The organism is Okeania sp. SIO1H4, assembly GCF_010672695.1.
GTDB classification, from domain to species: domain Bacteria; phylum Cyanobacteriota; class Cyanobacteriia; order Cyanobacteriales; family Microcoleaceae; genus Okeania; species Okeania hirsuta.
In genome coordinates this window covers 16,175-40,400 of record NZ_JAAHGB010000064.1, presented here as the reverse complement: position 1 = coordinate 40,400, position 24,226 = coordinate 16,175, and the positions used below count along the sequence as shown (strand labels likewise).

21 protein-coding genes and 1 pseudogene are annotated in these 24,226 nt (G+C 36.3%); 18 read left to right on the top strand and 4 right to left on the bottom strand.

Features of this window, described 5'->3' with window-relative positions:
• Nucleotides 1-5: 5 nt before the first annotated feature.
• Nucleotides 6-173, bottom strand: a complete 168-nt coding sequence (locus tag F6K06_RS27210; RefSeq protein WP_287308911.1) for a hypothetical protein — start codon at nt 171-173, stop codon at nt 6-8.
• Nucleotides 174-336: 163 nt separating this feature from the next.
• Between F6K06_RS27210 and F6K06_RS27205 the strand changes: the two are divergent.
• Nucleotides 337-798: pseudogene (locus F6K06_RS27205) on the top strand (GAF domain-containing protein); the annotation flags it as partial.
• Nucleotides 799-955: 157 nt separating this feature from the next.
• Here F6K06_RS27205 and F6K06_RS27200 read toward each other — a convergent pair.
• Both F6K06_RS27200 and alr read right to left on the bottom strand, forming a co-directional pair.
• A complete protein-coding gene (locus F6K06_RS27200; RefSeq protein WP_124145774.1) occupies nt 956-1,954 on the bottom strand; it encodes a glycosyltransferase family A protein in 999 nt (332 codons plus the stop codon).
• A gap of 607 nt (nt 1,955-2,561) precedes the next feature.
• Nucleotides 2,562-3,779, bottom strand: coding sequence for an alanine racemase (gene alr, locus F6K06_RS27195; RefSeq protein ID WP_124145773.1), 1,218 nt, complete (start codon nt 3,777-3,779; stop codon nt 2,562-2,564).
• Nucleotides 3,780-4,338: 559 nt separating this feature from the next.
• On the opposite strand from alr, the gene F6K06_RS27190 reads away from it, so the two are divergent.
• The 14 genes from F6K06_RS27190 (at nt 4,339) to F6K06_RS27125 (ending at nt 17,240) form a co-directional block, all read left to right on the top strand.
• Nucleotides 4,339-4,836: an HNH endonuclease gene (locus tag F6K06_RS27190; RefSeq protein WP_124145772.1), complete on the top strand. Its 498-nt coding sequence runs from the start codon at nt 4,339-4,341 to the stop codon at nt 4,834-4,836.
• A 334-nt stretch (nt 4,837-5,170) separates the two neighbouring features.
• Nucleotides 5,171-5,671 (top strand): phosphohistidine phosphatase SixA, encoded by a 501-nt coding sequence (sixA, locus tag F6K06_RS27185; protein ID WP_287243776.1) that lies wholly within the window; start codon nt 5,171-5,173, stop codon nt 5,669-5,671.
• 3 nt (nt 5,672-5,674) lie between these two features.
• Nucleotides 5,675-5,863, top strand: coding sequence for a hypothetical protein (locus F6K06_RS27180; protein ID WP_287243775.1), 189 nt, complete (start codon nt 5,675-5,677; stop codon nt 5,861-5,863).
• Nucleotides 5,864-6,578: 715 nt separating this feature from the next.
• Nucleotides 6,579-7,721, top strand: a complete 1,143-nt coding sequence (locus tag F6K06_RS27175) for a citrate synthase (protein WP_287243774.1) — start codon at nt 6,579-6,581, stop codon at nt 7,719-7,721.
• 26 nt (nt 7,722-7,747) lie between these two features.
• Nucleotides 7,748-7,876 carry a hypothetical protein gene (locus tag F6K06_RS27170; RefSeq protein ID WP_287243773.1) on the top strand — a complete coding sequence of 43 codons (129 nt, stop codon included), beginning with the start codon at nt 7,748-7,750 and terminating at the stop codon, nt 7,874-7,876.
• A 344-nt stretch (nt 7,877-8,220) separates the two neighbouring features.
• Nucleotides 8,221-9,681: a chloride channel protein gene (locus F6K06_RS27165; RefSeq protein ID WP_240039034.1), complete on the top strand. Its 1,461-nt coding sequence runs from the start codon at nt 8,221-8,223 to the stop codon at nt 9,679-9,681.
• Nucleotides 9,682-10,133: 452 nt separating this feature from the next.
• Nucleotides 10,134-10,595 (top strand): GAF domain-containing protein, encoded by a 462-nt coding sequence (locus F6K06_RS27160; RefSeq protein ID WP_124145769.1) that lies wholly within the window; start codon nt 10,134-10,136, stop codon nt 10,593-10,595.
• Nucleotides 10,596-10,861: 266 nt separating this feature from the next.
• On the top strand, nt 10,862-11,980 hold the full coding sequence (nuoH, locus tag F6K06_RS27155) for an NADH-quinone oxidoreductase subunit NuoH (protein ID WP_124145768.1): 1,119 nt from the start codon (nt 10,862-10,864) through the stop codon (nt 11,978-11,980).
• A gap of 92 nt (nt 11,981-12,072) precedes the next feature.
• Nucleotides 12,073-12,687, top strand: coding sequence for an NAD(P)H-quinone oxidoreductase subunit I (ndhI, locus tag F6K06_RS27150; RefSeq protein ID WP_124145767.1), 615 nt, complete (start codon nt 12,073-12,075; stop codon nt 12,685-12,687).
• A 365-nt stretch (nt 12,688-13,052) separates the two neighbouring features.
• Complete coding sequence (locus F6K06_RS27145) at nt 13,053-13,667, top strand: NADH-quinone oxidoreductase subunit J (protein ID WP_124146095.1); 615 nt, start codon at nt 13,053-13,055, stop codon at nt 13,665-13,667.
• 27 nt (nt 13,668-13,694) lie between these two features.
• On the top strand, nt 13,695-14,000 hold the full coding sequence (gene nuoK / locus F6K06_RS27140; RefSeq protein ID WP_192901159.1) for an NADH-quinone oxidoreductase subunit NuoK: 306 nt from the start codon (nt 13,695-13,697) through the stop codon (nt 13,998-14,000).
• 436 nt (nt 14,001-14,436) lie between these two features.
• Entirely contained in the window at nt 14,437-14,637 is a 201-nt protein-coding gene (locus F6K06_RS27135) for a hypothetical protein (protein ID WP_124146093.1), read from the top strand.
• Nucleotides 14,638-14,920: 283 nt separating this feature from the next.
• Nucleotides 14,921-15,091 carry a hypothetical protein gene (locus F6K06_RS27130; RefSeq protein WP_161564627.1) on the top strand — a complete coding sequence of 57 codons (171 nt, stop codon included), beginning with the start codon at nt 14,921-14,923 and terminating at the stop codon, nt 15,089-15,091.
• Between the two features lie 880 nt (nt 15,092-15,971).
• On the top strand, nt 15,972-17,240 hold the full coding sequence (locus F6K06_RS27125; protein ID WP_124146092.1) for a ribulose bisphosphate carboxylase small subunit: 1,269 nt from the start codon (nt 15,972-15,974) through the stop codon (nt 17,238-17,240).
• A 659-nt stretch (nt 17,241-17,899) separates the two neighbouring features.
• On the opposite strand, the gene F6K06_RS27120 is transcribed toward F6K06_RS27125, so the two are convergent.
• Entirely contained in the window at nt 17,900-18,760 is an 861-nt protein-coding gene (locus F6K06_RS27120) for an ABC transporter permease (protein WP_124146091.1), read from the bottom strand.
• 1,334 nt (nt 18,761-20,094) lie between these two features.
• Here F6K06_RS27120 and F6K06_RS27115 point away from each other — a divergent pair.
• The 3 genes from F6K06_RS27115 to F6K06_RS27105 all read left to right on the top strand — a co-directional run bounded on the left by F6K06_RS27115 (nt 20,095) and on the right by F6K06_RS27105 (nt 24,105).
• Entirely contained in the window at nt 20,095-21,306 is a 1,212-nt protein-coding gene (locus F6K06_RS27115; RefSeq protein ID WP_124155419.1) for an HhoA/HhoB/HtrA family serine endopeptidase, read from the top strand.
• A gap of 731 nt (nt 21,307-22,037) precedes the next feature.
• On the top strand, nt 22,038-23,663 hold the full coding sequence (locus F6K06_RS27110) for a calcium-binding protein (RefSeq protein ID WP_124146089.1): 1,626 nt from the start codon (nt 22,038-22,040) through the stop codon (nt 23,661-23,663).
• A 118-nt stretch (nt 23,664-23,781) separates the two neighbouring features.
• Nucleotides 23,782-24,105: a hypothetical protein gene (locus F6K06_RS27105; RefSeq protein WP_287243769.1), complete on the top strand. Its 324-nt coding sequence runs from the start codon at nt 23,782-23,784 to the stop codon at nt 24,103-24,105.
• The last annotated feature ends 121 nt before the right edge of the window (nt 24,106-24,226 follow it).

Genomic DNA, 24,226 nt, shown 5'->3' with positions numbered 1-24,226 from the left:
CACCGTCAACGGGGGTGTTCACGCATTACATGGGGATTCTCACCCCAAGTAATTTTCCTCCTGTCTCCAGTATAGCTGTCTCCTGTCTCCTTCAAAAATATCAAATCATTCGTCACTGTGCAACGCCTGAATACCTCTACTGTAATGATTTTGGCTTTATTATAAGTTATCATCCGAACATGATATTATATTTTCTTGGTTTTACCCCCTTGTTATTTGATTTTAATCTTTTTTTTACAGATATCCTCTCAGTTACTCTCAGAAATGCTACAGAAAAAAGTAGAATCTCAAGAAACAACTACTACTACCTTTTCTACTTCCAGCAGTAAAGCAGAACTTTTAGATTTAACAACTGTGATTAAAGCATCTCAATCAATTTCTGGTGAAATTAAGTTGGAAAATCTTCTGCACAATTTAATGAAAATTACTATCGAAAATGCAGGGGCGCAAAAAGGCTGTTTAATTCTCAAGCATAAAGGTCGTTGGGTGATGGAAGCTCAAGGAAAAATAGATAGCAACGAAGTAACAATATCACAATCTATTCCGATAGAATTTGTAGACCCAGAAACATCTATTCCCATTTTACCGATCACTATTATTAACTATGTAATTCGCACTCAAGAAAATATTGTTCTTAATGATGCACTCCAGGAAGGACAATTTATTGATGACCCTTATATCATCGCCACACAAAGTAAATCTATTCTCTGTACTCCCTTAATTAATCAAGGTAAATTAAGAGGAATTATTTATTTAGAAAATAATTTAACCACAGGTGCATTTACCTCAAAACGAGTCTAACTTTTAAATATACTGTCTGCTCAAGCTGCTATCTCTATTAACAATTCAAGACTTTAGACCAAAGACTTTTTCAGCAAACCCTAATTATAACTGTTCTACCGAACATGATATTAGCGGCAGCTCTGCGTTAGCAAATGGCATTCGCCCTCAGGAGTCAAGAAACTTCACTATGACTAATCACCCAACTCATTAAATCTTGCCACTCAGAAGTTTTAGCTAATCGATCAGCATCTAAATCATCCCCTACATTCTCAGAAAATCCTGTAAAGCTATCAATCCAATTAATCACTGTTCCCACAGGTAAAAAAGAAGAATATTCCCAAGACTTTTGTAAATATTCCACCATCTCAGAATAGAAACCCGTATAGTACAAATACCAAGAACTCCACACCAAAGTATTGTAACGCACCTGTTTTTCTAATAACTGAATTTCCAAAGGTAAAGACTCCGAGGCAAAAAACTTATCCAAAACCCCATTAATAGACCGTGCCTGAGATCTCCCATCCCGCATCGTATTTTGGTCGTGCTGACGATAACAAACAGTAGACTCTCGCAACCAGTCGGCCTCACAACCCTGCAAAGCCAAACGCAATACTAAATCGACATCCTCCGCTTGACCTAATCCCGCCTCAAAACTTCCCACCTGTTGCAACCAATCTCGTCGAAACATCAAAGTACCCATTGTGCCTATTGGTTTCCATCGTAACCATGCCTCTAAATCCAATTTAGGAACATAATCCCAGGGAGTCTCATCTTTAATAGTTTCACCATCCTGATTCACTCTGCGCCACCCACTGTGAACAATTCCCAAATTCGGTTGCGCGTCAAATACCCCTACCTGGGCAGTCAGTTTATCCGGTAGAAAAAAATCATCTGCATCCAGAAAAGCAATTAACTCTCCCCGCGCCAGATCTATACCATGATTCCTAGCTGTTGAAACCCCTTGATTTTTTTGATATATATAACGGATAGCCTTAAAATAAGGTTCCAAGACTAAAGAGGTATTGTCTGTGGAGCCATCATCAATGACAATGATTTCATAGGATTGATAAGTTTGGGATAAAATACTTTCGATGGCCTGGCGAATATAGCGATCGCCATTGTAAACGGGTATAATTACGCTTACCCGTGGAGTTTTAGTAGTAGTTGACATCTTAATAGACTTAGGTAGTAGGTGGTAGGTGTTAGCTCGTAGGTGGAAATTCAAGAGGGAACACTGGATATTGTAGATACCTTCCATGGAAAGTTTCTATCAAAAATGGAGCTTTGAGGACTCCCGGTATAATCTCCAATTTACCGGGAGATGAATCGCGACCAAACAAACAATAAGCACTCTATTGAGATAGAATTATGATACAATGGGAACATGATAACACTGAGGTGTCACTGCGGCCTTTGCAGATCGTAGAGCAAATTGACGCTCGTTGGCCTACTGTCGGGGACTGACAACAGTCTAGATAAGTGCCACTCAAGCAGTAAACCTCGCCGATGCGAGGTTTGGGAATCTCCCGTTAAATCAAAGATTATAACGGGAGAGGATGTCAAATTCTTTGAGAATTACAGCAAGTTCAAAAAATCGGTAGTCCTGCTCGCGTAATGGTAGATGGGGATGAAAAACCTCTAGTACTGGCATCCTGCCCGCGAGTACGGGAGCAAGATGCTCCCACTACCATTCTCCTTAACCAAAATAATTACAATAGACCACTATTACAATGCACTACCACCAAAAAATCAAGCTCCTGACTCCTGACTCCTGAGTGCTATTTCTCAACTGCTACACGAGGTAGTCGATGCTTAAAACTACAAAGAATTTCCCAGGAAATAGTCCCTAAAGTATTTGCCCAGTCTTCAGCAGAAATTTGATACTTACCTTGCTCTCCCAATAAAGTGACTACTTCACCTGTTTCTAGATCAGGAATATCACTCACATCCAGCATTAATTGATCCATAGTAATAGCTCCAACTTGAGGAATCAATTTATCGCGCACAATAACTTTCATTTTATTAGAAAGATTACGAGGTACACCGTCAGCATAACCAATACCTACCACTGCTAAACGCATCCGCTTTTTGGCAATAAATTGGTAACCATAACTAACACCAGTACCTGCTTCAATAGTTTTGACCTGTGTCACCCTAGCTTTAACCTGCATTACAGGTTTTAAATTAACTTTCTGATGCAAATGAGGTGCTGGATAAAAACCATAAAGAGCTAAACCCACTCGTACCATATCGTAATGTAAAGCAGAGTCAGTTAAAGTAGCTGCCGAGTTAGCAAAATGAAGCTGCACATCCCTAGAAAAACCTTCTCTATCAATACAACACGAATCTATTGCTTCCTCAAACCTTTGATGCTGTTTTCTCATCACTGTTTGGTCAGGACTATCTGCAGTGGCTAAGTGAGAATAAATACTAGCAATTTTTAAATTTGGTAATCTCTGGACAAATTGTACAAATTTTACTGCTTCTTGCCAAGGCATTCCCAAGCGAGACATTCCTGTATCCAACATCAGATGCACTGGCATTGCTTTAGTGTAATGGGAAAGAGTCTCTGAAAAAACTAAAGCTTGCTGAGGGGTACAAATAGTTGGTTGAAGTTGCCAGTGAGCGATCGCTTGAATTTGTTCTGGTCGGTCTGTTGCTCCTAAAATTAAAATTGGTGCTTCAATTCCAGCTAACCTTAACTCTATTCCCTCTGGCACTGTTGCGACTGCCAACCAATCTGCACCTGCCTCTAAAATAGTTTGAGATACTTGACACGCTCCATGGCCATAAGCATCTGCTTTAACTACTCCCATCAATTTAGTTTTTGCTGATAGAATACTCTTAAGCTGTCGTACATTATAGGCCAATGCCTGGTCGTTAATTTCTACCCAAGCTCTTTGACAAATCCCTCCATAAGCATCACTTTCTATCGAGTCCTGATTTAAGCTTTCTGTTACTAGAGTTTTAAAAGAAGCATTTTCCCAACTCAACATTTTGATTCACTCCTCAATTAATTAACTTTCCTATTAAAACTATTTGCTACCATAATTAGTGATTATCAGGTTATATAGCTACAGCTCGGGAAGATTATTTTATAGGGAACAGTTAATATTAACAAGTAGTTTAAACAATCCAAAATACAAAATACAAAATTATCAAATCATACCCAGAATCAGCAACGCCAAAAATTTTTTATACCTTAAATTTGTCTGTCAGAAAATTGTTTAATACCAATTAAAAAAAAGAATGTTACGAATAATCAGGGCTGTAAGGGTGTTCGCGGCAGCTTTGCGTTAGCAAGTTGCCATCCCCCCCTACTTTATAGGAGATTTCTCTTGGACTAAAAAGATAAATTCTGACCTAAAAACTGGTATTAAAGCCATTAATTCTGACTCATTCCTCCTGACTCGGCCTTCCTGACTCGGTCCTCCTAAGAAATATCCTAGCTATTTGTAGCAAACATTGATCAAATTGGTATAACTCTAAACTTTTGTCCCAACAAAGATCGATTGTGTTAACCTATGAGAAAATATTATCTTTTCAGAAATATCAATGGCCAATGTTTTAGTGTTGAACGCTTCTTATGAACCGCTCAATATCACGAGTTGGCGACGAGCGATCGTCTTGTTGCTCAAAGGTAAAGCGGAGCAGATTGAACATAATGGGGTATATATCCTGCCAGATATTCCCTTGCCTACAGTTATTCGACTGCGATACTACGTCCGAGTTCCTTATAAGGATATTCCTTTGACACGCCGAAACATTATGCACCGAGATGGTCATTCCTGTCAATACTGTAATTATACAGGCGATGATTTAACCTTAGATCATGTCATCCCGCGATCGCGTGGTGGTGGCGATACCTGGGAAAATCTTGTGACTGCTTGTGTTCGCTGCAATGTCCGCAAAGGTAATCGTACCCCAAAAGAGGCGAATATGACTTTGCATTATCTTCCTCGAAAACCCTATAGTGGCCTTTACTTTGAATTGACTAAACACGTTAAAAGTGGTAGGAATAAAGAATGGAAAAAATATGTGATTGGTTTATGAAGCCCCTGTCCATCTGAAGGCAGGGGTTTTTTGTATCGAAAATAGCAATATCAGGCAAAAGACAGAAAAAAAACAGAAGACAGAAGGCAGAAGGAAAAATCTAACTTTGTTTGAGTTTTCAGCTTCTTTAGACTACTACAGTTAGTATTTTTATTAAAAAGGAGGGTGGATCAGTTTTGATTAATGCAGCGTATGCTCAAACCAGGCCCTGTCTAGATTCTCCCCATCTCCTCACCCTTGCCACTCTCCCCGTATACTTTTGCATAGCAGTTGCACTAAAAGCTCATTCTCTCTAAAAAAAATTTGATAATATAGTCTAAATGCTGAACAGCTTATGAGTATAAATGTTTATTTCATCCGTCACGGTATAGCTGCAGATGCAGAAAATTACCCCACAGATTCAGAACGTCCTTTGACGGAAATAGGCGATCGCAAAACTCACAAAATTGCTCAACAAATCAAAAAATTAGGTCTTCATTTCAACCTAATTCTCACCAGTCCTTTAGTTAGAGCTTATCAAACTGCTAAAATTCTTCAAGAAAATAAATTAAGCTCTAAAGTAGAAGAATTTTTACCACTAGCTCCTGATGGTGAAATTAATATCTGGCTAAAATGGCTAAAAACATGGCAACTTCAAGAAAATAGAGAATTAGCTCTTGTAGGCCATCAACCAGACTTAGCAAATTGGGCAGAAATTTTAATCTGGGGAGAAGCTAGACAAGTTTTGATACTAAAAAAAGCAGGGGTTATAGGTATTTCCTTGCCTGAAGTTGGTTCACCAGTAGGTAATAGTCAAATGTTTTGGTTGACACCACCAAAATTTTTACTTAATTAGGGTTTGCTGAAAAAGTCTTTTGGTAGGGGTAGGAGACAACCCACCCCTACTGCTCCTAGGAGGGGAAGACAGGAGACAGGAGACAATCCACCCCTAACCCCTCCCAGGAGGGGAGAAATGGGAATGAGCGAGGAGGTAGGAGCTAAGTTTTCTCCCAAGATTGTTCTGCCCAACTCTTGCCTAAAATACTAACATCCATGAGCGTTTTAGACTGAAATAGGCGCACTACAATTCTACCCCAAAAAGGTTAAAATCTTTATATGTCAATGCTTTTAGATTTAATCAGCAAACCCTAATTAAACCAAATTCAAAAAAAAAATTAATTGCACAGCAGGGAATAGGAAACAGGGAACAGTGAAAAAAGTTTTCCTCTGTCTCAGGTTGATCATCAATATAAGTCAAATACTAGCTCGTTCCTTGCTATATATTTGATAGTCATTTTAGCTATAAGTTATCAGTTAATAGTTAACATTTGTGGCAAAGAAGACTGAAAAATAAAAATATAGGTTCAAATAATTACCTAAAATTCAAGAATCCAATAGCAATACTACAGGAAAAAATATCCAAGAATAGACGTGGTTGGCATTTTAAATTAACCCACAAACTCTGTGACTGGGCAGACAATATTTTTGTTGAATATATTAACTTTAAATCATGATAAGCGACGAATTGTGAGAAAGCAATTTTTAGACTATGAAATAGATCGATATCTTAATGAAATACTTTCTAATATTTGCAGGAATTGAAGCCAATATTTGCAGGAATTGAAGCCAATATTATTTCTATGATTTAACGGTAGGAGTATCAATAGCCAGAATTATTAATAAATTATTGTCAAAACCACAACACAACTAAGCTAGTTGATAGTATAAGGTGACAATATTCTAACTAAGTAAAAGGTATAGTAATGTCTGTCGTCTGTATCGAATTTAAACCAGGTTTAGAAGGTGTTCCCGCTACCCAATCAAGTATCAGTCACGTCGATGGACAGCTAGGAGTACTGGAATATCGAGGCATTAATATTCAGGAACTGGCAAAAAAGAGTTCTTTTCTGGAAACAGCATATTTATTAATTTGGGGCTATCTTCCTAGCAAAGAAGAATTAGAAAGCTTTGAGTATGACATTCGCTATCACAGAAGAATTAAGTATAGAATTCGGGACATGATGAAATGTTTCCCAGAAACTGGACATCCAATGGACGCTCTACAGACTTCAGCAGCAGCTTTAGGTTTATTTTATTCTCGCCGTGCCCTTGATAACCCAGAATATATTAGGTCTGCAGTCATCAGGTTACTGGCAAAAATTCCAACTATGGTAGCTGCTTTCCAGTTAATGCGTAAAGGTAACGATGCTGTACAGCCAAAAGATGACCTGGACTATGCAGCCAACTTCTTATATATGCTGAATGAACGGGAACCCGATCCATTAGCAGCACAGGTATTTGATGTTTGTCTGACCCTCCATGCTGAACATACTATTAATGCTTCTACATTCTCAGCTATGGTAACTTCTTCTACTTTGACAGATCCTTATGCAGTTATAGCTTCGGCAGTGGGAACTTTAGCTGGTCCACTACATGGGGGTGCTAATGAAGACGTTATTACTATGTTGTCCGAAATTGGTTCAGTAGAAAATGTTAGGCCATATCTAGAAAAATGTTTGGAGACTAAGGCCAAAATTATGGGTTTTGGTCACAGAGTCTATAAAGTGAAAGACCCACGAGCTATTATTCTTCAGGAACTGGCAGAAAAGTTATTTGATAAGTTTGGCTACGACAAATATTATGAGATAGCTTTAGAGATGGAAAAGGCTGTAGAGGAAAAATTAGGCCACAAAGGAATTTACCCAAATGTGGATTTTTATTCTGGTTTGGTTTATCGAAAATTAGGCATTTCTAGCGATCTATTTACACCAGTATTTGCTATAGCTCGTGTAGCTGGTTGGTTAGCTCACTGGAAAGAACAGTTAAAAGAAAATCGGATTTTTCGTCCTACACAAATTTATACAGGAGAGCATAATATTTCTTATACTCCTATTCAAGAACGTTAAGTAGGGTTTGCGTATGGAAAGTCTTTTTGCTGGGGATAGGAGACAGGAGACAGGAGACAGGAGACAGGAGAAATGGGAATGAGCGAGGAAGTAGGAGTAAGAATTGTCCCAATATTGTTCTGCCCAACTATGCGCCTAAAATACTAACTTTTTGAGCTTTTTAGACGTGATACCAGCTACTTTTTAAAGGCCCCAAAAAGACACTTTTCTTTATATGTCAATGCTTTTAGATTAATCAGCAAGTCCTAAGTATTTAATAATTCATAATGGATAATTCAGAAATTGTTTTTTCAACTGTCGCCGACATGAAATGCTACGGGACATGAAAAGTGTAACTCCTCTGGAAGAAAGAGTATGACAGAAGGAACCAAAAACGCATAGGTGTGTAGCATAGATTGTTCATCCTGCACAGGATCTCAAGAGCAGCTTCGGGAAGATGTCAAAGATGTGACTAAAAGTAGCTATTAGCAGGAAACAATTAATGATTTTTTTTTAACCTATGAATATTTTTGCTTCTGTCTTTGTAATCAGCTTTCTCGTACTAGCAGTGGGATTTATCACCCAGAAGATTTTGATTGGGAGGGAGAGTAAATGGTCTTTTCCTAATATGAATAATCAAAATGTCAAAGACGACGAACTAGAATTAAGCAGTCCAACTCAAGAGTTGTTGTACTCCAAAATTCTGCTTTATACCAGTGCTGTTGGAATTATGGGAGGATTAGTTGCTACAGCTTACTACTTTGTTTTAGAACACTTTTTGGAGTTTGTCTGGGAAACAGGGAAGCACTACTTCACAGGAATTTTCCCGGATTGGTTCCCAGCATGGAACTATACCTGGATTGTATCAACAATTGGAGGGTTTGGGGTTGGCTTGTGTCTCTATTTCTTTGGTCAACCAGGAGAAATGGCAAAGGTGATTGATAAAATTCACGATCCTGGCCGTTTGGAACCAAGTCAAACACCAGGAATGATTGCCACATCTTTAGTATCAATTACTGCTGGTGGAAGTTTGGGACCTGAAGCACCCCTGGTACAAATTAATGGTAGTTTAGGAAGTTGGATTGCAGAGAAACTGAATTTGACTCTCAAGGAAACACGAGTTCTGACCTTTTGTGGTATGGGTGCAGCATTAGCAGCATTCTTTGGCGATCCGGTTGGAGGCCCGTTATTTGCTCTGGAGATTCCCCATCGTCGCGGAATTCAGTATTATGAAGCAATTATTCCGGCGGTTGTTGCAGGGATTTTTAGTTTTGGTGTGTTTCGGTTTGGCACTGGGTTAGAAATTGGAGGTATCTATCGCTTTGACTACTTTGATAGTATTCCTGCTTTGAGTTGGCTCAATCTTCTGGAAGCTGGAGTTCTAGGAATAGTTGGTGGTTTAGCTGGAATTTTGTTTATTGGAATTTTTCGACTCACAGAGTTGGCCATCCAACCTATTGAAAATAGGCATATTTGGCGAGCAATTTTTGGAGGATTGGGGATTGGTTGGTTGGCAGTTTTATATCCTCAAACTCTCTTCTTTAGCGAGCAGCAAATTGAAACTCAATTAATTGAGCCAGCTACTACACTTACAGTTGTAACGTTACTCGGAATTTGTCTGGCTAAAATGATGGCCATTAGTTTTACCATTCATGGTGGATTTCGAGGGGGTTTTATCTTTCCCCTATTTTTTACGGGAGCAAGCTTAGGGTTAGCTATCAGTTTTTTAATTCCAGGAGTACATCCAACTATTGCAATGTTATGTTGCATGGCTGCTATTAATGTATCAATTACTAAAACTCCGATTAGCACCTCGATTATTTTGAGTGTTTTATCTGATACATCGATAATTCCGATTATAGCGGTCGCTAGTTTTACCAGTTTTATATTGACTAGCAGTATTGGTTTGTTAAGAACTCAACGCCCTAGAAAACAAGTCGAAAATCCACAGTGCCTTATTAAAACAGCACTACATGAATAGGGAGTTTCATTAATTGATAATTATTGAAGAAGGAGACAGGAGACAGGAGACAGGAGACAGGAGGAAAATTACATGGGGATTCGCTCCCCCAAGTAATGCGTGAACACCCCCGTTGACGGTGGGGTATTAAACCCACAAAGAAAATGATAATTAATAATTCGGTAAAATATATAATTAGGGTTTGTTGAAAAAGTCTTTTTGTTGAGACAGGAAGTAGTTAAGAGTCAGGATAAATAGGGAGTTATAGAGGAAGTATTCAAAAGAATAATATCCTGATTTTTCTGCCAAACTATGCGCCTAAAATACTAATTTTTTGAGGGTTTTAGACGTGATACCAGGCACTTTTCAAAGGCACAAAAAGGCACTTTTATTCATAAGTTAATGCTTTTGTAAGCCCTAATTATAACTATTAAATCTGACATTATATAATTTGATAAACCAAACCTATATCCATGAATGAAACTATTACTATAAGTCTAGAAAAAATTTGTGTATCAACTGATTTTCCTTATGGTGAAGCTTGGATACCAGATGAAGATAAAAATCTACTACAACTTAGTTCCAGCTATTATATTGATTCCGGCTTTGGCAACAAGGATTTAGAACAATTTTGGGTTTGTAGTCAAGATTTTATATTATCTAGGGGTGAAGGCTTACCAGGACGAGTTTGGTTATCAAAACAACCGGAATGGATTATAGACGTAACTATCGAATCTGAGGGATATTTTTTACGCAATCAAATTGCGAAAGCTTTTGGAGTCAAAAGTGGCTTTTCTGTACCTGTAATTACACAAAATAAAGTTTTGATAGTGTTGGCTTTTTTTACGGCACAAACTCATTCTAAAGATACAAAAATTATAGAAATAGCAACAAGTCAAGCCGAAAGTTTAGGAAAGTTTCTATTACATTTATAATAGATATCTCCAACAATAAAAAATTAAATCAATTATCGTACAGAAATAATCAATTATTTCCCTCTATTCCCTATTCCCTCTTTTGTAAGTTTATAGACCAATATTCATTACTTAATTCACTTGGACATTTGAAAAGTGTCAACCTCTTTTATCAATTATCAATTATCCATGCTCTATAAAAATATCAGGTTTAGCTAATCCCAGAACCCTATCTTTCTGATAAAATCAACAAGCAAAGTAATAATACTTATTGAAGCCTACTCTAAATGAATTCAGGAATCGATCTACAAAGAACATTTATTCAAGCTCTCGTAGACTTGGGCCTATCTCCAGAAATAGCCAGAACCGTTTGGCTACCATTACCCATGTTATTAATGATTGCCGCTGCTACTGTTAGTGTTCTAGTAACAGTGTGGCTAGAGCGAAAAATCTCCGCAGCAGCTCAACAAAGAATTGGCCCAGAATTCATTGGTCCTTTGGGAACTCTAGCACCTTTAGCTGATGGTTTGAAGCTAGTTTTCAAAGAAGACGTTGTTCCTTCTAAAGCAGATCCTCTACTATTTACTCTCGGCCCTGTAATAGTAGCCATCCCAGTATTTTTGTCCTATCTAGTAGTTCCTTTTGGACAAAATTTAATCATTACAGACCTGGGGGTAGCAATATTTTTATGGATAGCTCTTTCCAGTATTCAGCCCATTGGTCTGCTGATGTCTGGCTATGCCTCCAACAATAAATATTCTCTACTAGGAGGTTTACGAGCAGCAGCACAGTCTATTAGTTATGAAATACCTTTAGCTTTAGCTGTACTGGCAGTAGTGATGATGTCCAATAGTCTCAGCACAATTGATATTGTTGAGCAACAATCAGGCTATGGCATTTTAGGATGGAATATTTGGAGACAACCAGCGGGTTTCCTCATTTTCTGGATATCAGCATTGGCAGAATGTGAAAGACTTCCGTTTGACCTTCCTGAAGCAGAAGAAGAATTAGTAGCGGGATATCAAACAGAATATACAGGGATGAAATTTGCCCTCTATTACTTAGCGTCTTACATCAATTTAGTTCTATCTGCTCTGTTTGTGGCAATTTTATATTTAGGTGGTTGGGAGTCCCCTTTACCAGTTGGACTTCTCAGTGACTGGTTGGGAGTAAGTGAAACAACTCCGTGGCTACAAATAATTACTGCTACTTTGGGCATTACTATGACATTGCTCAAAGCTTATTTTCTAGTATTTATTGCTGTTTTATTACGTTGGACATTACCAAGGGTTAGGATTGACCAATTATTAGACTTGGGATGGAAGTTCCTCCTACCCATCGCTCTGGTAAATCTACTATTAACTGCAGCTTTAAAGTTAGCCTTTCCATTTGCTTTTGGAGGATAAATCCATAGCTGATTTTAGACTTTTAGATTAAACTGTATCAAAAATCTAAAATTACTTTTGCTAATTAATTAGACTTCCTAGGAGAAAACGCCATGCTCAAATTCCTCAATCAAGTAGGCGAATACGCTAAAGAAACTTTTCAAGCTGCTAAATATATTGGTCAGGGTTTATCTGTAACTTTTGACCACATGAGCCGTCGTCCTATTACTGTACAATACCCCTACGAAAAACTTATTCCTTCTGAAAGATTTCGAGGCAGAATTCACTTTGAATATGACAAGTGTATTGCCTGTGAAGTTTGTGTAAGGGTTTGTCCGATTAATTTACCTGTAGTTGATTGGGAATTTAATAAGGAAAGCAAAAAGAAAAAGCTCAAACATTACAGTATTGATTTTGGTGTTTGTATTTTCTGCGGTAACTGTGTGGAATATTGTCCAACTAACTGTTTATCCATGACGGAAGAGTATGAATTAGCAGCTTATGACCGCCATGAGTTGAACTATGATAATGTGGCCTTGGGACGATTACCATATAAGGTAACAAATGACCCAATGGTAACTCCTATGCGAGAATTAGCTTACTTACCTAAGGGAGCGATAGACCCTCATACAGTTCCTCAAAATGCACGTCGCGCTGGTCTTCGTCCGGAAGAAATTCTTGAACAAATGGAAGCTGAAAAACCAGTGGCAGAGACTACAGAAAAATAGCTATTAGTTTATTAGTTATTTAGTTGTGAAGTAATATTCAGCTATTAGCGGTCAGCTCTTCCTTTGGAATGCTACGCAAACAGCTTTTGAATGAATGAAGCAAGCATTCGTTGAACTTCTACTAAATTTTCAACTCTATAGAGGGAAATGTAGATGTGGCTCGATAAACTGCTAAGGTTAAGTGATGGGCTTTTACCCATAATTTTAATTTTTTGAAATCTCTCAATTGCTTTTTTCTCCTTTTTTATAAGGTAATAACCCCAATAGCTGATAGCTGATAGCTGATAGCTGACCGCTGAATGCTTACGTTTAATAACTAATAGCTAATAGAATTCAAAATAAACAAATCTCAAAAGGAATAAAAAGTGGATTTAGCACAAGGAGTTCAATTTGTTTCATTTGCTTTATTAAGCATAATGATGATTGCTGCTGCTTTGGGAGTAGTGTTATTTTCTAATATTGTCTACTCAGCATTTTTGTTGGGTGGAGTATTTATGAGTATTTCTGGTTTATACCTTTTATTAAATGCTGATTTTGTGGCTACTGCCCAAGTTTTGATTTATGTTGGAGCTGTTAATGTCTTGATTTTATTTGCAATTATGCTTGTAAATAAACGAGAAGATTTTAAAGTTTTGCCTAATGCTTGGTTTAGAAAAATAGCTACAGCTTTAGTTTGCGTTGGTTTATTTGCCCTACTAAGTACCATGGTATTGTCTACTTCTTGGTCAATTCCTGGTGCTAGTGTTGCTAATACAGAAAGTTCAATTGTTTTAATTGGTAGACACTTTTTTAGTGATTTTTTACTTCCTTTTGAACTTGCTTCTGTGTTTTTGTTAATGGCAATGGTGGGTGCTATTATTTTGGCTCGTCGAGATATTTTGCCTGATGAAGTACCGACTGAGATTCAAACACCTGTTTTAAGTTTACCAGAACGTCCCCGTGAATTAGTGTCTAGTTCTAGTGAAATTTCTAATAATTAAATTCAAAGAGTTGATAAGTTTATGCAATTGCAACTGGAGTATTTTTTGTTATTAGCCGCAGCACTTTTTTGTATAGGTATTTATGGTTTAATTACCAGTCGCAATGCAGTTAGGGTGCTGATGTCTATTGAGTTACTGCTTAATGCTGTAAATCTAAATTTGATGGGTTTTTCTAATTTCTTAGACCCCCAGAATATTAAAGGTCAGGTATTTACTGTGTTTGTAATTACTGTTGCTGCTGCTGAAGCGGCTGTTGGTCTAGCGATAGTTCTTGCAATTTATCGTAACCGTGACACGGTAGATATGGAACAGTTTAATTTATTAAAGTGGTAATTTTAAGGTAAGCATTCACCTATTAGCATTCAGTGTTCAGCTTGAGTTGATAATCTTTGAATGCTTACTTTTTAATACTATAAAATGTTTTGTTTGAGCAGTTTTCAACGTCTTCCTGTGCATCTGGATTTCAAGAATTTAGAATTTAGAATTTAGAATTTAGAATTTAGAATTTAGAATTATCTCTCCTTTAAAACTGATAGGATTACTCAAAGGAAATTTTTTCTTTTTATCCTTTTAAAAGAGGAGGATTTCAACCACAATTTTTCGGTAACTATTTATTGTCGAAAAAAATTTTTTTAATACTATGTAAAGAAATATAATTTTATTTACTGAAAAATATTAAGCTTCGTTACTAAGCTGCAACATAAAATAATTTCCGTGCTACCGTTTCTAATCAGAAACAAGCTCAAATAATTTAGGGGAGGAAAAAACTTTGAATTCAGAAATTAAAAAATATCCATCTTGTTCTTTACATCAAGATGTTAGTGAATATGTGGCTGATTTACAATTTCACATGACTTTACACGCTCGTAATTTAGTTCCTTCTCTTAATCAAGCAAAAGATGGTCGCGAGGAAATGTTGCAGCAAACTCAAGCTCATTTTGAAAAGTTGATTTCTCGACAGACTCTTTAATTTTTTTTATATTTATTTTTATTTAAAAACCCAGTTTCAATTAGGAAAAGAGATTGGGTTTTTTAGTTTTTTGTATTAATTCTTTAGTTCAGAAAATATAGCAATGTGCTCTCAAGTATTTACAACTTAGCTCTATTAAGTGCAGTCTAGAAAAGGTATACAAAAAATAATGTGTAAATATGCCAGAGCGCATTGCTATACCTATACCAGGACTTACGCAAATCACACCATTTGTAGGGGTTAATGGCTGTTAACCCCTATAAATGGTGTGTAATTTTGTCTTTTGCGTAAGTCCTGTATACCTGATAGCGATGATTTGCAACAAAAAGCGATCGCCCAGTGCACTGGAAGTCTATCGCTCCTAAAAATAGGACAAAAGAAAATTGTTGTTTCTCATCTTCTCAAGATTATTCGCAAAACATCTGAGGTTTATGGGAAAAAAGCCCATCTCTAGTAAATGTTGCTGGCATAATTTTCAAGAAATATCAAATTAATCAGTCTGCTGACTTATCTTCAAGAATTTCCTACAGGTATATAGATATATATAGATATCTGAACAGGTTTAATTATCAGTTTGAACAATGAATTTAAAAAATCAAAACTTTCTGATTAATCTCCGCTCAAAATTTGCTGCATTAGCTCACGCAGTTCCAATACTTTCAGCGCTGTTACTCAATTTTGTGATATGCTCGACAGTAGTAAAATCTGTAGTAAGTTATTGCTCAATAGCAAAATCGAGCTGCAAATGCTTATACTGTCGTTAATTTTGTAGCGATCGCCCGAAAATTTTCCCAGCATAACTAACTAATTTTCTCTACCCTCTTTCATCATAAATTGACAAATATGTAATCATATGTATTTTTAGAACGAAACTAGCAGTCCCTCAAGCAATTGCAGCAATAATAACTGTAGAGGAACGAGCTATAAGAATGTCAAACCCCAAAAATATTGACTTGATAAATACTGCAAGAAAACTGATACTGATATAATCAGCCATAGAGACTATTCATAAATTAATGGTGTGATTTGAATTAAAAGCAACACCAAGTTTCTATTGCCTATTTTTAATAAATCGACTTTCTATTAGAAGCTGTAAATATAACAGTCTTATTTGAGTTGTACAGAAAAGATATTGAAATTAGGGAATAGCGGTGCGACTCTGCGAATGTTTTATTTGTCAAGGAAGGCGTACTAATAGAGAGATAAGATTTTCTGATTTTTTATCTATTTATTTTTGATTTGTTTACAAATCAATTATTTAAAACTGGTATATTATTATTTGTTTAAGTTCTGTATCATAACTCTTATTTTTGCCATAAAAAACATCAAAACCAATGCCATATTACATATCATCCAGGTTTATAGATAAACTAGCAGTTCATATTACCAAAAATTTCTTAGACTTACCTAGAGTAAGAATGCCTTTAATATTAGGAATACATGGACGAAAAGGAGAAGGAAAAACCTTTCAATGCCAATTAGTATTGGAAAAAATGGGAATTGAACCTGTCACAATATCTGGCGGAGAATTAGAAAGTAAAGATGCAGGAGACCCAGCACGTTTATTACGTTTACGTTATCGAGAAGCATCAGAAAAAATCAAAGTTCAAGGTCGAATGTGCGCCTTATTTATTAATGACTTAGATGCAGGTGCTGGTAGATTTGATGGGGGTACTCAATATACGGTAAATACTCAATTAGTAAATGCTACTTTGATGAATATTGCTGATAATCCTACTAATGTACAATTGCCTGGTAGTTATGATGAAACTCCCCTACATCGAATACCAATTATTGTGACTGGAAATGATTTTTCTACCCTCTATGCACCTTTAATTAGAGATGGTCGAATGGAGAAATTTTATTGGGAACCAAATCGAGAAGATAGAATTGGTATAGTGGGTGGCATATTTAAAACTGATGAACTTTCTGCCAGAGATATTGAGAATTTAGTAGATGAATTTTCTGACCAAGCTATAGATTTTTTCAGTGCTTTACGCAGTCGAATATATGATGAACAGATTCGTGATTTTATTCATCAAGTAGGAATAGAAAATATTTCCAAACGGGTAGTGAATTCTGTAGAAAAAATTCCAGATTTTCCCCAACCTAATTTTAATCTATCTCATCTTCTAGAATATGGAAAAATTATGGTTGGAGAACAACAACGTATCCGAGAATTGCGATTAGTTGAAGAATATAATCAATCTCGATTATTCGGTGGTGCTCAGGTAGAGCGGTCGGAAAAAGTTGCGCCAAATTCTAACTATTTATCTCCAGAAGTAACTATATCTAATCAGTTAATAGAAAATAGGGTTAATCATAACGTTAAAAATAATAATCTCAGTTCAGAAGTTAGAGAAAAAGTGCAACAAATTCTCCAAGATGGTTTGAAAATAGGAATGGAATATGCAGATAAGCGTAGATATAAAACTGGTTCATGGAAAAGTTGTGGAACAATAGATAGTCAGGGAGAAAAAGAGGTGATTAATGCTGTAGAAAATTGTTTAGCTGAACATCAAAATGATTATGTGAGGTTGATTGGAATTGACTCTAATGTAAAGCGCAGATTAGTTGAGAAAATTATTCATAAACCAAATTAGATATTTGAAGGAAGAAGGAAGAAGGCAGAAGGAAGAAGGAAGAAGGAAGAGGGGGTAAATATTGAAAAAAGGGGAAAAGGATAGAAATAAATATCTAAAATCAAAAAGCAGCTATTTTTAAGCATATCCTACTGACTCCTGACCCCTCCTAAATTTTAAAGTAAGCATTTAGCTATTAGCTGTCAGCTATCAGCAACAAGACTCTCTATTTTAGGACAGTGTTTAAATTAAAATAGACTTTAAGGACAAGGGAGCCAACTTTTGTAGTAATACCAAATTGAAATGAAGCTGCGTAGAATAATATTTAAAGCATAATTGACCACAGGTAAGTGTAGATAAATATAGATTGATTTAATGAATTTCAAATTCTATGCAACCTCATATAAAAATGGTATAAGACAATTAAATATTGCTTTTATCCTAAATAAAAAGCAATAGCTGATAGCTGATAGCTGACGGCTGAATGCTGGGTGCATCTCAATTAAGCGATAAGCAATTATATTCAACATTAGGTATGAATAGGGTGTATCTCTGTATGTGCAAAAATACTTTTTTCCAGTATATTCCCAGATGAGCTGTTGCCTTTCGGAGCTGTTGCCTAAAAGCGATGATTTTTTGGCTTTATTCACGCATTGAGATGCACCCTGAATGCTTACATTTTAACTATCTTTCTGTACAGAACTTTCATGCCAATCTTTTAATAGAAAATCTGATAAAACTGTAAACAAAACAAAGATAACTATTCCTAAACCTGTAGTTAAAAATAAAGCAGCAAACATTCTAGGAATTTCTAAGTTGTAACTAGAGATTAAAATTTGATAAGCAATACCGGAACGAGTCCCCCCTGTACCTGCAACAAATTCTGCTACTATAGCTCCAATTAATGCTAAACCGCCACTAATTTTTAACCCACCTAAAAAATAAGGTAAAGCACTAGGAAATCTCAAATAAATTAGAGTTTGCCAACGAGATGCTCCATATAGCTTAAACATATCGCTCAAATTTTTATCAACACTATTTAATCCCAAAGTAGTATTAGAAATAATCGGGAAAAATGCGACAATCCAAGCACAGAAAATTAAAGCTGCAAAAGTATTATTTTTGAACCAGATAATAATTAGAGGAGCAATAGCAACAATAGGAGTAGTCTGTAAAATTACTGCATAGGGAAACAAACTTCTTTCAATTAATTTATTCTGAGCAAATAACATGGAAATTAACACCCCTGAAACTACTGCTACTACTAAGGCAACAACTGTAATTTTGACGGTAATTAACAGAGAAGCAAATAATTGATTCCATTCCTGAATCATTGTCTGAAATACTAATATTGGACTTGGGAATAAATAGGGAGGAATATTCATTACTCTCACGGAAATTTCCCAGGTTAACAGTACTATAATTCCTAAAATTATTGGAGCAATAATCTCAAGAGAAAGTAGCTTATTCAGGATTTTATTTTGTGGTTTTGTTTGTGCTAATTGTTGTTTCTTGTTCTTATTAATTTCAGTAGGTATCATCAGAGACTAGATTCTATTATGTATCTGTAGTTTTTTTATAATACCAATTTATCTAAATGCGAAAGTTCCCATAGTTTACCTTAAAAAAAGAAAAATAAATTCATTATCTTAGTTCTTCCCAGAAAATGTTTGCCAGACCCTGTATAACTATAATGAATGATATTAGTAGACTAAGATTACTAAATTTTAATGCCACAAGCTAAGGTGTGAGTATAGTTAAGCATCTCAAGCTCATATAGATTTTGTTACCTTCTATCCAAGTGCAACAAAGCCTAAAATAACTCTTACGGTAGCGGAATTATCAAAATTACAGATATAAAATGCACTCACTTTCACAAATACTTTCACCTGACAGAGATATTAATCAGAAATTTGTATGAATGTGGTGCTTTGGAGAAAATACTGAAAATCAGTGAACCTATTCCACTATTTTTAACACGCTTATTTATTAACAGACTTATTTATTTAAGTAAAATGTGTTTGAAAAGCTGAATTTTTCGTTTTTAACTCTTAAAATATTTAGGACTTTTACTAAAAATCTGATTACTGGGATAGTTTCATGTCTTTTAAGATGTTTTAAACTAATTAACAATAAATAAGGTAAAAGTCTTAAATTTGGTTTTGACAACAATCTAATGACTTAATTTAATATTAGGTAACTTATAATCTTATAAATATAGTAGGACATTACAAATTTTTATTTATCTTTAAAATATCGGGAAAAGATCTGGAACACAAGGTAAGTTAGCGTGACTGTTGAATCCCGACCAGCAAAAAAATTAATTAGGAGGTTCTTGCTGTTCAACATATTCTTTGAATTTTTCAAGTGGCGTGCCACTACAACTAGAAATTTAATATAGCAGTTTTCGGTACATCAACGATCCCCCTAAAAAAGGAGGACTTCCGGTTTCCCCCTTGTCAAGGATAGGGTCAATTTATTGTCACTAGAAAAAAATTTATAGGGAGATGGGGACTCACCCCTAACCTCTCCCAGGAGCGGAATGTGGGGAGATTCTTATATTTGCTTGCACAATTTTTTGTATTTCTTATGAATATTCTCTGAGGACAAAGAATTAGTCCTGCCTTGTCAAGGGGGGTAGTAGGGGATCTCCAGCAGTGTAACTCACGCTTACTGAGAAATGTTATATCTGCTCGTCCAAAGCGCTTTTTTAGACCAAGAAACCTTGTGAATGGGGGTTAGACAAAAATTAGGCAAAAAAAGTCCTTAAATTATCAATCGAATTACTTTTGTTAATCTGAAAAAGGCCAATTATACTGATCTTACCTCTTAAATATCTATATCTAAATCCAAAGAATTATATCCCAGGAAAAAAATGACTTTATCCTTCAAGCAATTGACTTTATATTTTTCTCTACTATCTATTGGTGGTGGCACAGGATGGTTGGGTCATCGTTATATCGAAGCCAAAGGTTTGACCATAAACTCTAATGTAATACCTGTAGTCAAGCAGCAACCGCCAGATTACCCGTCACCTTCAAACTCTGAAAATACTCTACTTGAACCGACTAACTATAACTTTATTGCTCAAGCAGTAGAAAAAGTAGGTCCAGCAGTAGTCCGTATTGATGCAGCTAAAAAGTTAACAACTCAAGTTCCAGAAGCTTTTCAAAATCCCTTATTTAAACGTTTCTTTGGGGAAAATTTGCCTATTCCAGAAGAACGCGTTAAACGTGGTACTGGTTCTGGAGTAATTATTAATTCTAATGGTCGCTTAATTACAAATGCTCATGTAGTTAGTGGAGCTGATACAGTTCAGGTGACACTGAAAGATGGTCGAGTTTTTGAAGGCCAGGTTAAAGGTGTAGACTCACTCACAGATGTGGCTGTAATTGAAATTGAGGCCACAGGTCTACCAGAAGTGTCCATTGGCAAATCAGAAAAATTAATTCCGGGACAATGGGCGATCGCTATTGGCAATCCTCTTGGTTTAGACAATACTGTGACGGTAGGAATTATCAGTGCTATTGGTCGTAGCAGTTCTCAAGTCGGTATTCCAGACAAACGAGTCCGTTTTATTCAAACAGATGCCGCGATTAATCCTGGCAACTCTGGTGGCCCACTTTTGAATGGCCGTGGTCAAGTAATTGGCATCAATACAGCGATTAGAGCTGATGCTCAAGGATTAGGATTTGCTATTCCGATAGAAACGGCAAAAAGAATTGCTGATGAGTTATTTGATAATGGGAAAGTAGACCATCCATTTTTAGGTATTTCAATGGTTGATTTAACGCCAGAAGTCAGAGATGAAATTAATAAACGACTAGACATGAATATTCAGCAAAATCAGGGTGTTGTGATTATGCGAGTTATAGAAGATTCTCCAGCAGCTAAAGCTGACTTGCGTCAAGGAGATGTGATTCAGAGAGTAGGTGGAGTGGCAGTTAAAAGTCCAGTAGAAGTTCAGCAACAGGTAGAACAAAGTTTAGTTGGAAAAGATTTAGCACTGGAAGTAATTCGTAATCGTAAGATTGCTACAATTCTCGTGAAACCCGATACTTTTCCCCTCTCAGTTGAATCGGAATAAATTTTGATTATGATTGAGGAGTCAGTCCTCAGGAGTCAGTCCTCAGGAGTCAGGAGAAAGGAAGAATTGAGTATGGAAATTATCTAGGGGTATTCCGTGAAAGGTATGTATTGAGTAGAGGTAGTTTTACGATAATGGTATAACCTGATTTCATATTGTAGCAGTTTAAGGGAAGGTGAAGACATATCAAAAGCTGAAAACTCAGGTAACGCCAGATTGTTCCTTCTACCTTCTTCCTTCTGTTATACATCTAAGTAGGATGTCATTATCATCAAAATAGTAGGGACGTTCCATGGAGCGTCCCTACAAAGGTTTCAGAAGAAGTTTGTATAATTTTTGGAGATATAGCGCTACGCGCAAGTTAGAAGTCAAAAGTCATGCATTCAGAAGTAATCTCTGACGCTCGTTTTTCCTAGGTCAATGCTCCGCAAACAGGGTTTAGTAGTGTCCTAACCTAAATCCGTAGTCCTATATCTGAGTTTTAAGCTTTTGATATGTCTTCACCTTTCCTTAGACTTCTATTATCTATTCAATTCAATATTTGACTATTATAGAAATACAGAAACTAAGTATTTTTTAAGTTTAACATTAGCTATTTATCAATATTTATCTTTTTCTTTTGGGTTTAAGATCCCGCCGTCTACACGGTATTTACAATTGGTTGAGGTTTGAGTCCCCATCCACTTCTTTCTTCTTCCTTCTTCAGCAAATATCAACTAAAACCATAAATTATGACAACTATTATTACCAGAACCCAATTAGAATTAACATTAACAGAAGTCGCAGGAACAATATTTTCTATTACTGGTAATGATACTTTTATTTTGACCGCTGACAATGGTCAAAACTTCTTTGTTGACCTTATAGATGAACTAAATACTTCAATCTTAGGCTTACAAATTGGTCAATCAATCACAGTAACAGGATTTATAAATTTAGAAGATAACCGATTAAATCTAATCAATACTATTCTGATTAACGATGATTCAACCAGACCTCCACCACCAATTGTCGGACTACAAACTATATCTGGAACTGTTGGTTTTGTAGTTGACGATCGCCAATTTATTTTAAATTCTAATGGTCAAATATACTTTGTTAACTTATTAGATGAATTTAATGCTATAGCTTTAAATTTACAGCCAAATCAACCCATCGCAATTTCTGGAACTGTAACTCTAGAAAATGGCAGAATAGATGTTAATAGTACCAGTATTATTGATGGTGTAAATATTCCTACTCCACCTCCTTTCATACCAGACGGTCAATTTCCACCAGGTTCCATTATTGGTAATAATACTCCTCAGTTTATTCAAGGCACTCCTAACAATGACACCGTTTTTGGACTAGGTGGTAATGATACAATTGATGGGCAAGCAGGTGAAGATAGTTTGTTTGGTAGTCCCGGGAGTGATAGTATTTTTGCGGGGATAGACAATGACACCATTTTTGGTAATGAAGGAGCTGATACCATTAATGGCGAAATAGGAGATGATAGTATTCTGGGCAATCAAGATAACGATCTTCTAGATGGTGGTGAGGGTAATGATACTGTTGTTGGTAATGAAGGTAGTGATGAGATAGATGGGGGTGGGGGTGATGATAGTTTGGTCGGCAATGTCGGTAGTGATAGTATTTTTGGTAATGATGGTAACGATAGTATTGGTGGGAATGAAGATAGCGATCGCCTTGATGGAGGGATAGGCAATGACAGTGTTGCCGGAAATGAAGGTAATGATACTATTTTTGGCAATGATGGTAACGATAGTATTTTTGGTAATAAAGATAATGACCGTCTGGAGGGAAATTCAGGTAATGATACTATTCGTGGAGGTAAGGGTAACGATATAGTTGATGGTGGTTTTGATCTTGATTTCATTTTAGGAGAGTTGGGCAATGATGAATTGAGTGGTGGAGAATCTGAAGATTTGATATTTGGTGGTAAAGATAATGATTTTCTTGATGGTGGTGGAGGAAATGATACCCTCAGTGGAGATTTGAGTAATGATACTATTGTTGGTGGTATTGGTGATGATTTGATTATTGGTGCAGGTCGTCAGTCTGGAGAAAATGAGATTGATTTTTTGACAGGTAGTGCGGGTGCTGATACGTTTGTTTTGGGTAATAGTGATGTTGCTTTTTACAGTGGTGCAGGTAGTAGTGATTATGGAGTAATTGTTGATTTTGATAATCTCGAAGGTGATGTAGTTATTGCCTTTGGTGGTGATGGAGTTGTGTTTAGTCCTTCTTCTATAGAGACTCAAGGAGGTACTGGAGTTTTTGTGGATGGGGATTTAATTGCGATTTTTATTGGTGTTACGGAATTGGAAGTTCAAAGTGGGTTGATTTTGATTTAGTAAGGAAGAGAGGATAGGGAGTTATATCATGTCCGGATGATTAGTTAGGGAAGAGTCAGTAGCAACTAACGATACAAAAGAATACACCTCCTTTTCATGGCGTGACCAAATTCTGGCCATGAGTCACGATTCGTTCTACGAGACTGGAAAACGCGAAGCTGCAGAGGAATGGCAAAAAGAAAATGACAAGGTATTTATTGAGGAAAAAGCGTTTGCCGATAAAGATATGCGTATGTTTGCATACACTTTTGGTAGTCGGAAATTGGAAGATACAAAGGATGTCTATTATGAGAATGATATGTATAATACATTGAAGTCAATCAAAGAAACTATCGACCCTAATTGCATCTTTTCTGCTGATGAATTTAGCTTAAGTCCAAATAATATCATGTCCGTTTATATCGTTTGTGTAAACCCAAGGGTGAATATCTACAGGAAATGATGGTTTTTTCTTGCGAGGGTAGCCTTCTTCCCTCTTCCCTCTTTCTTCTTCCTTCTTCCTTCTTCCTTACCTTTGCTATACAAGACCGATGCTACCGGACATGATATAAATAGTCGTAACA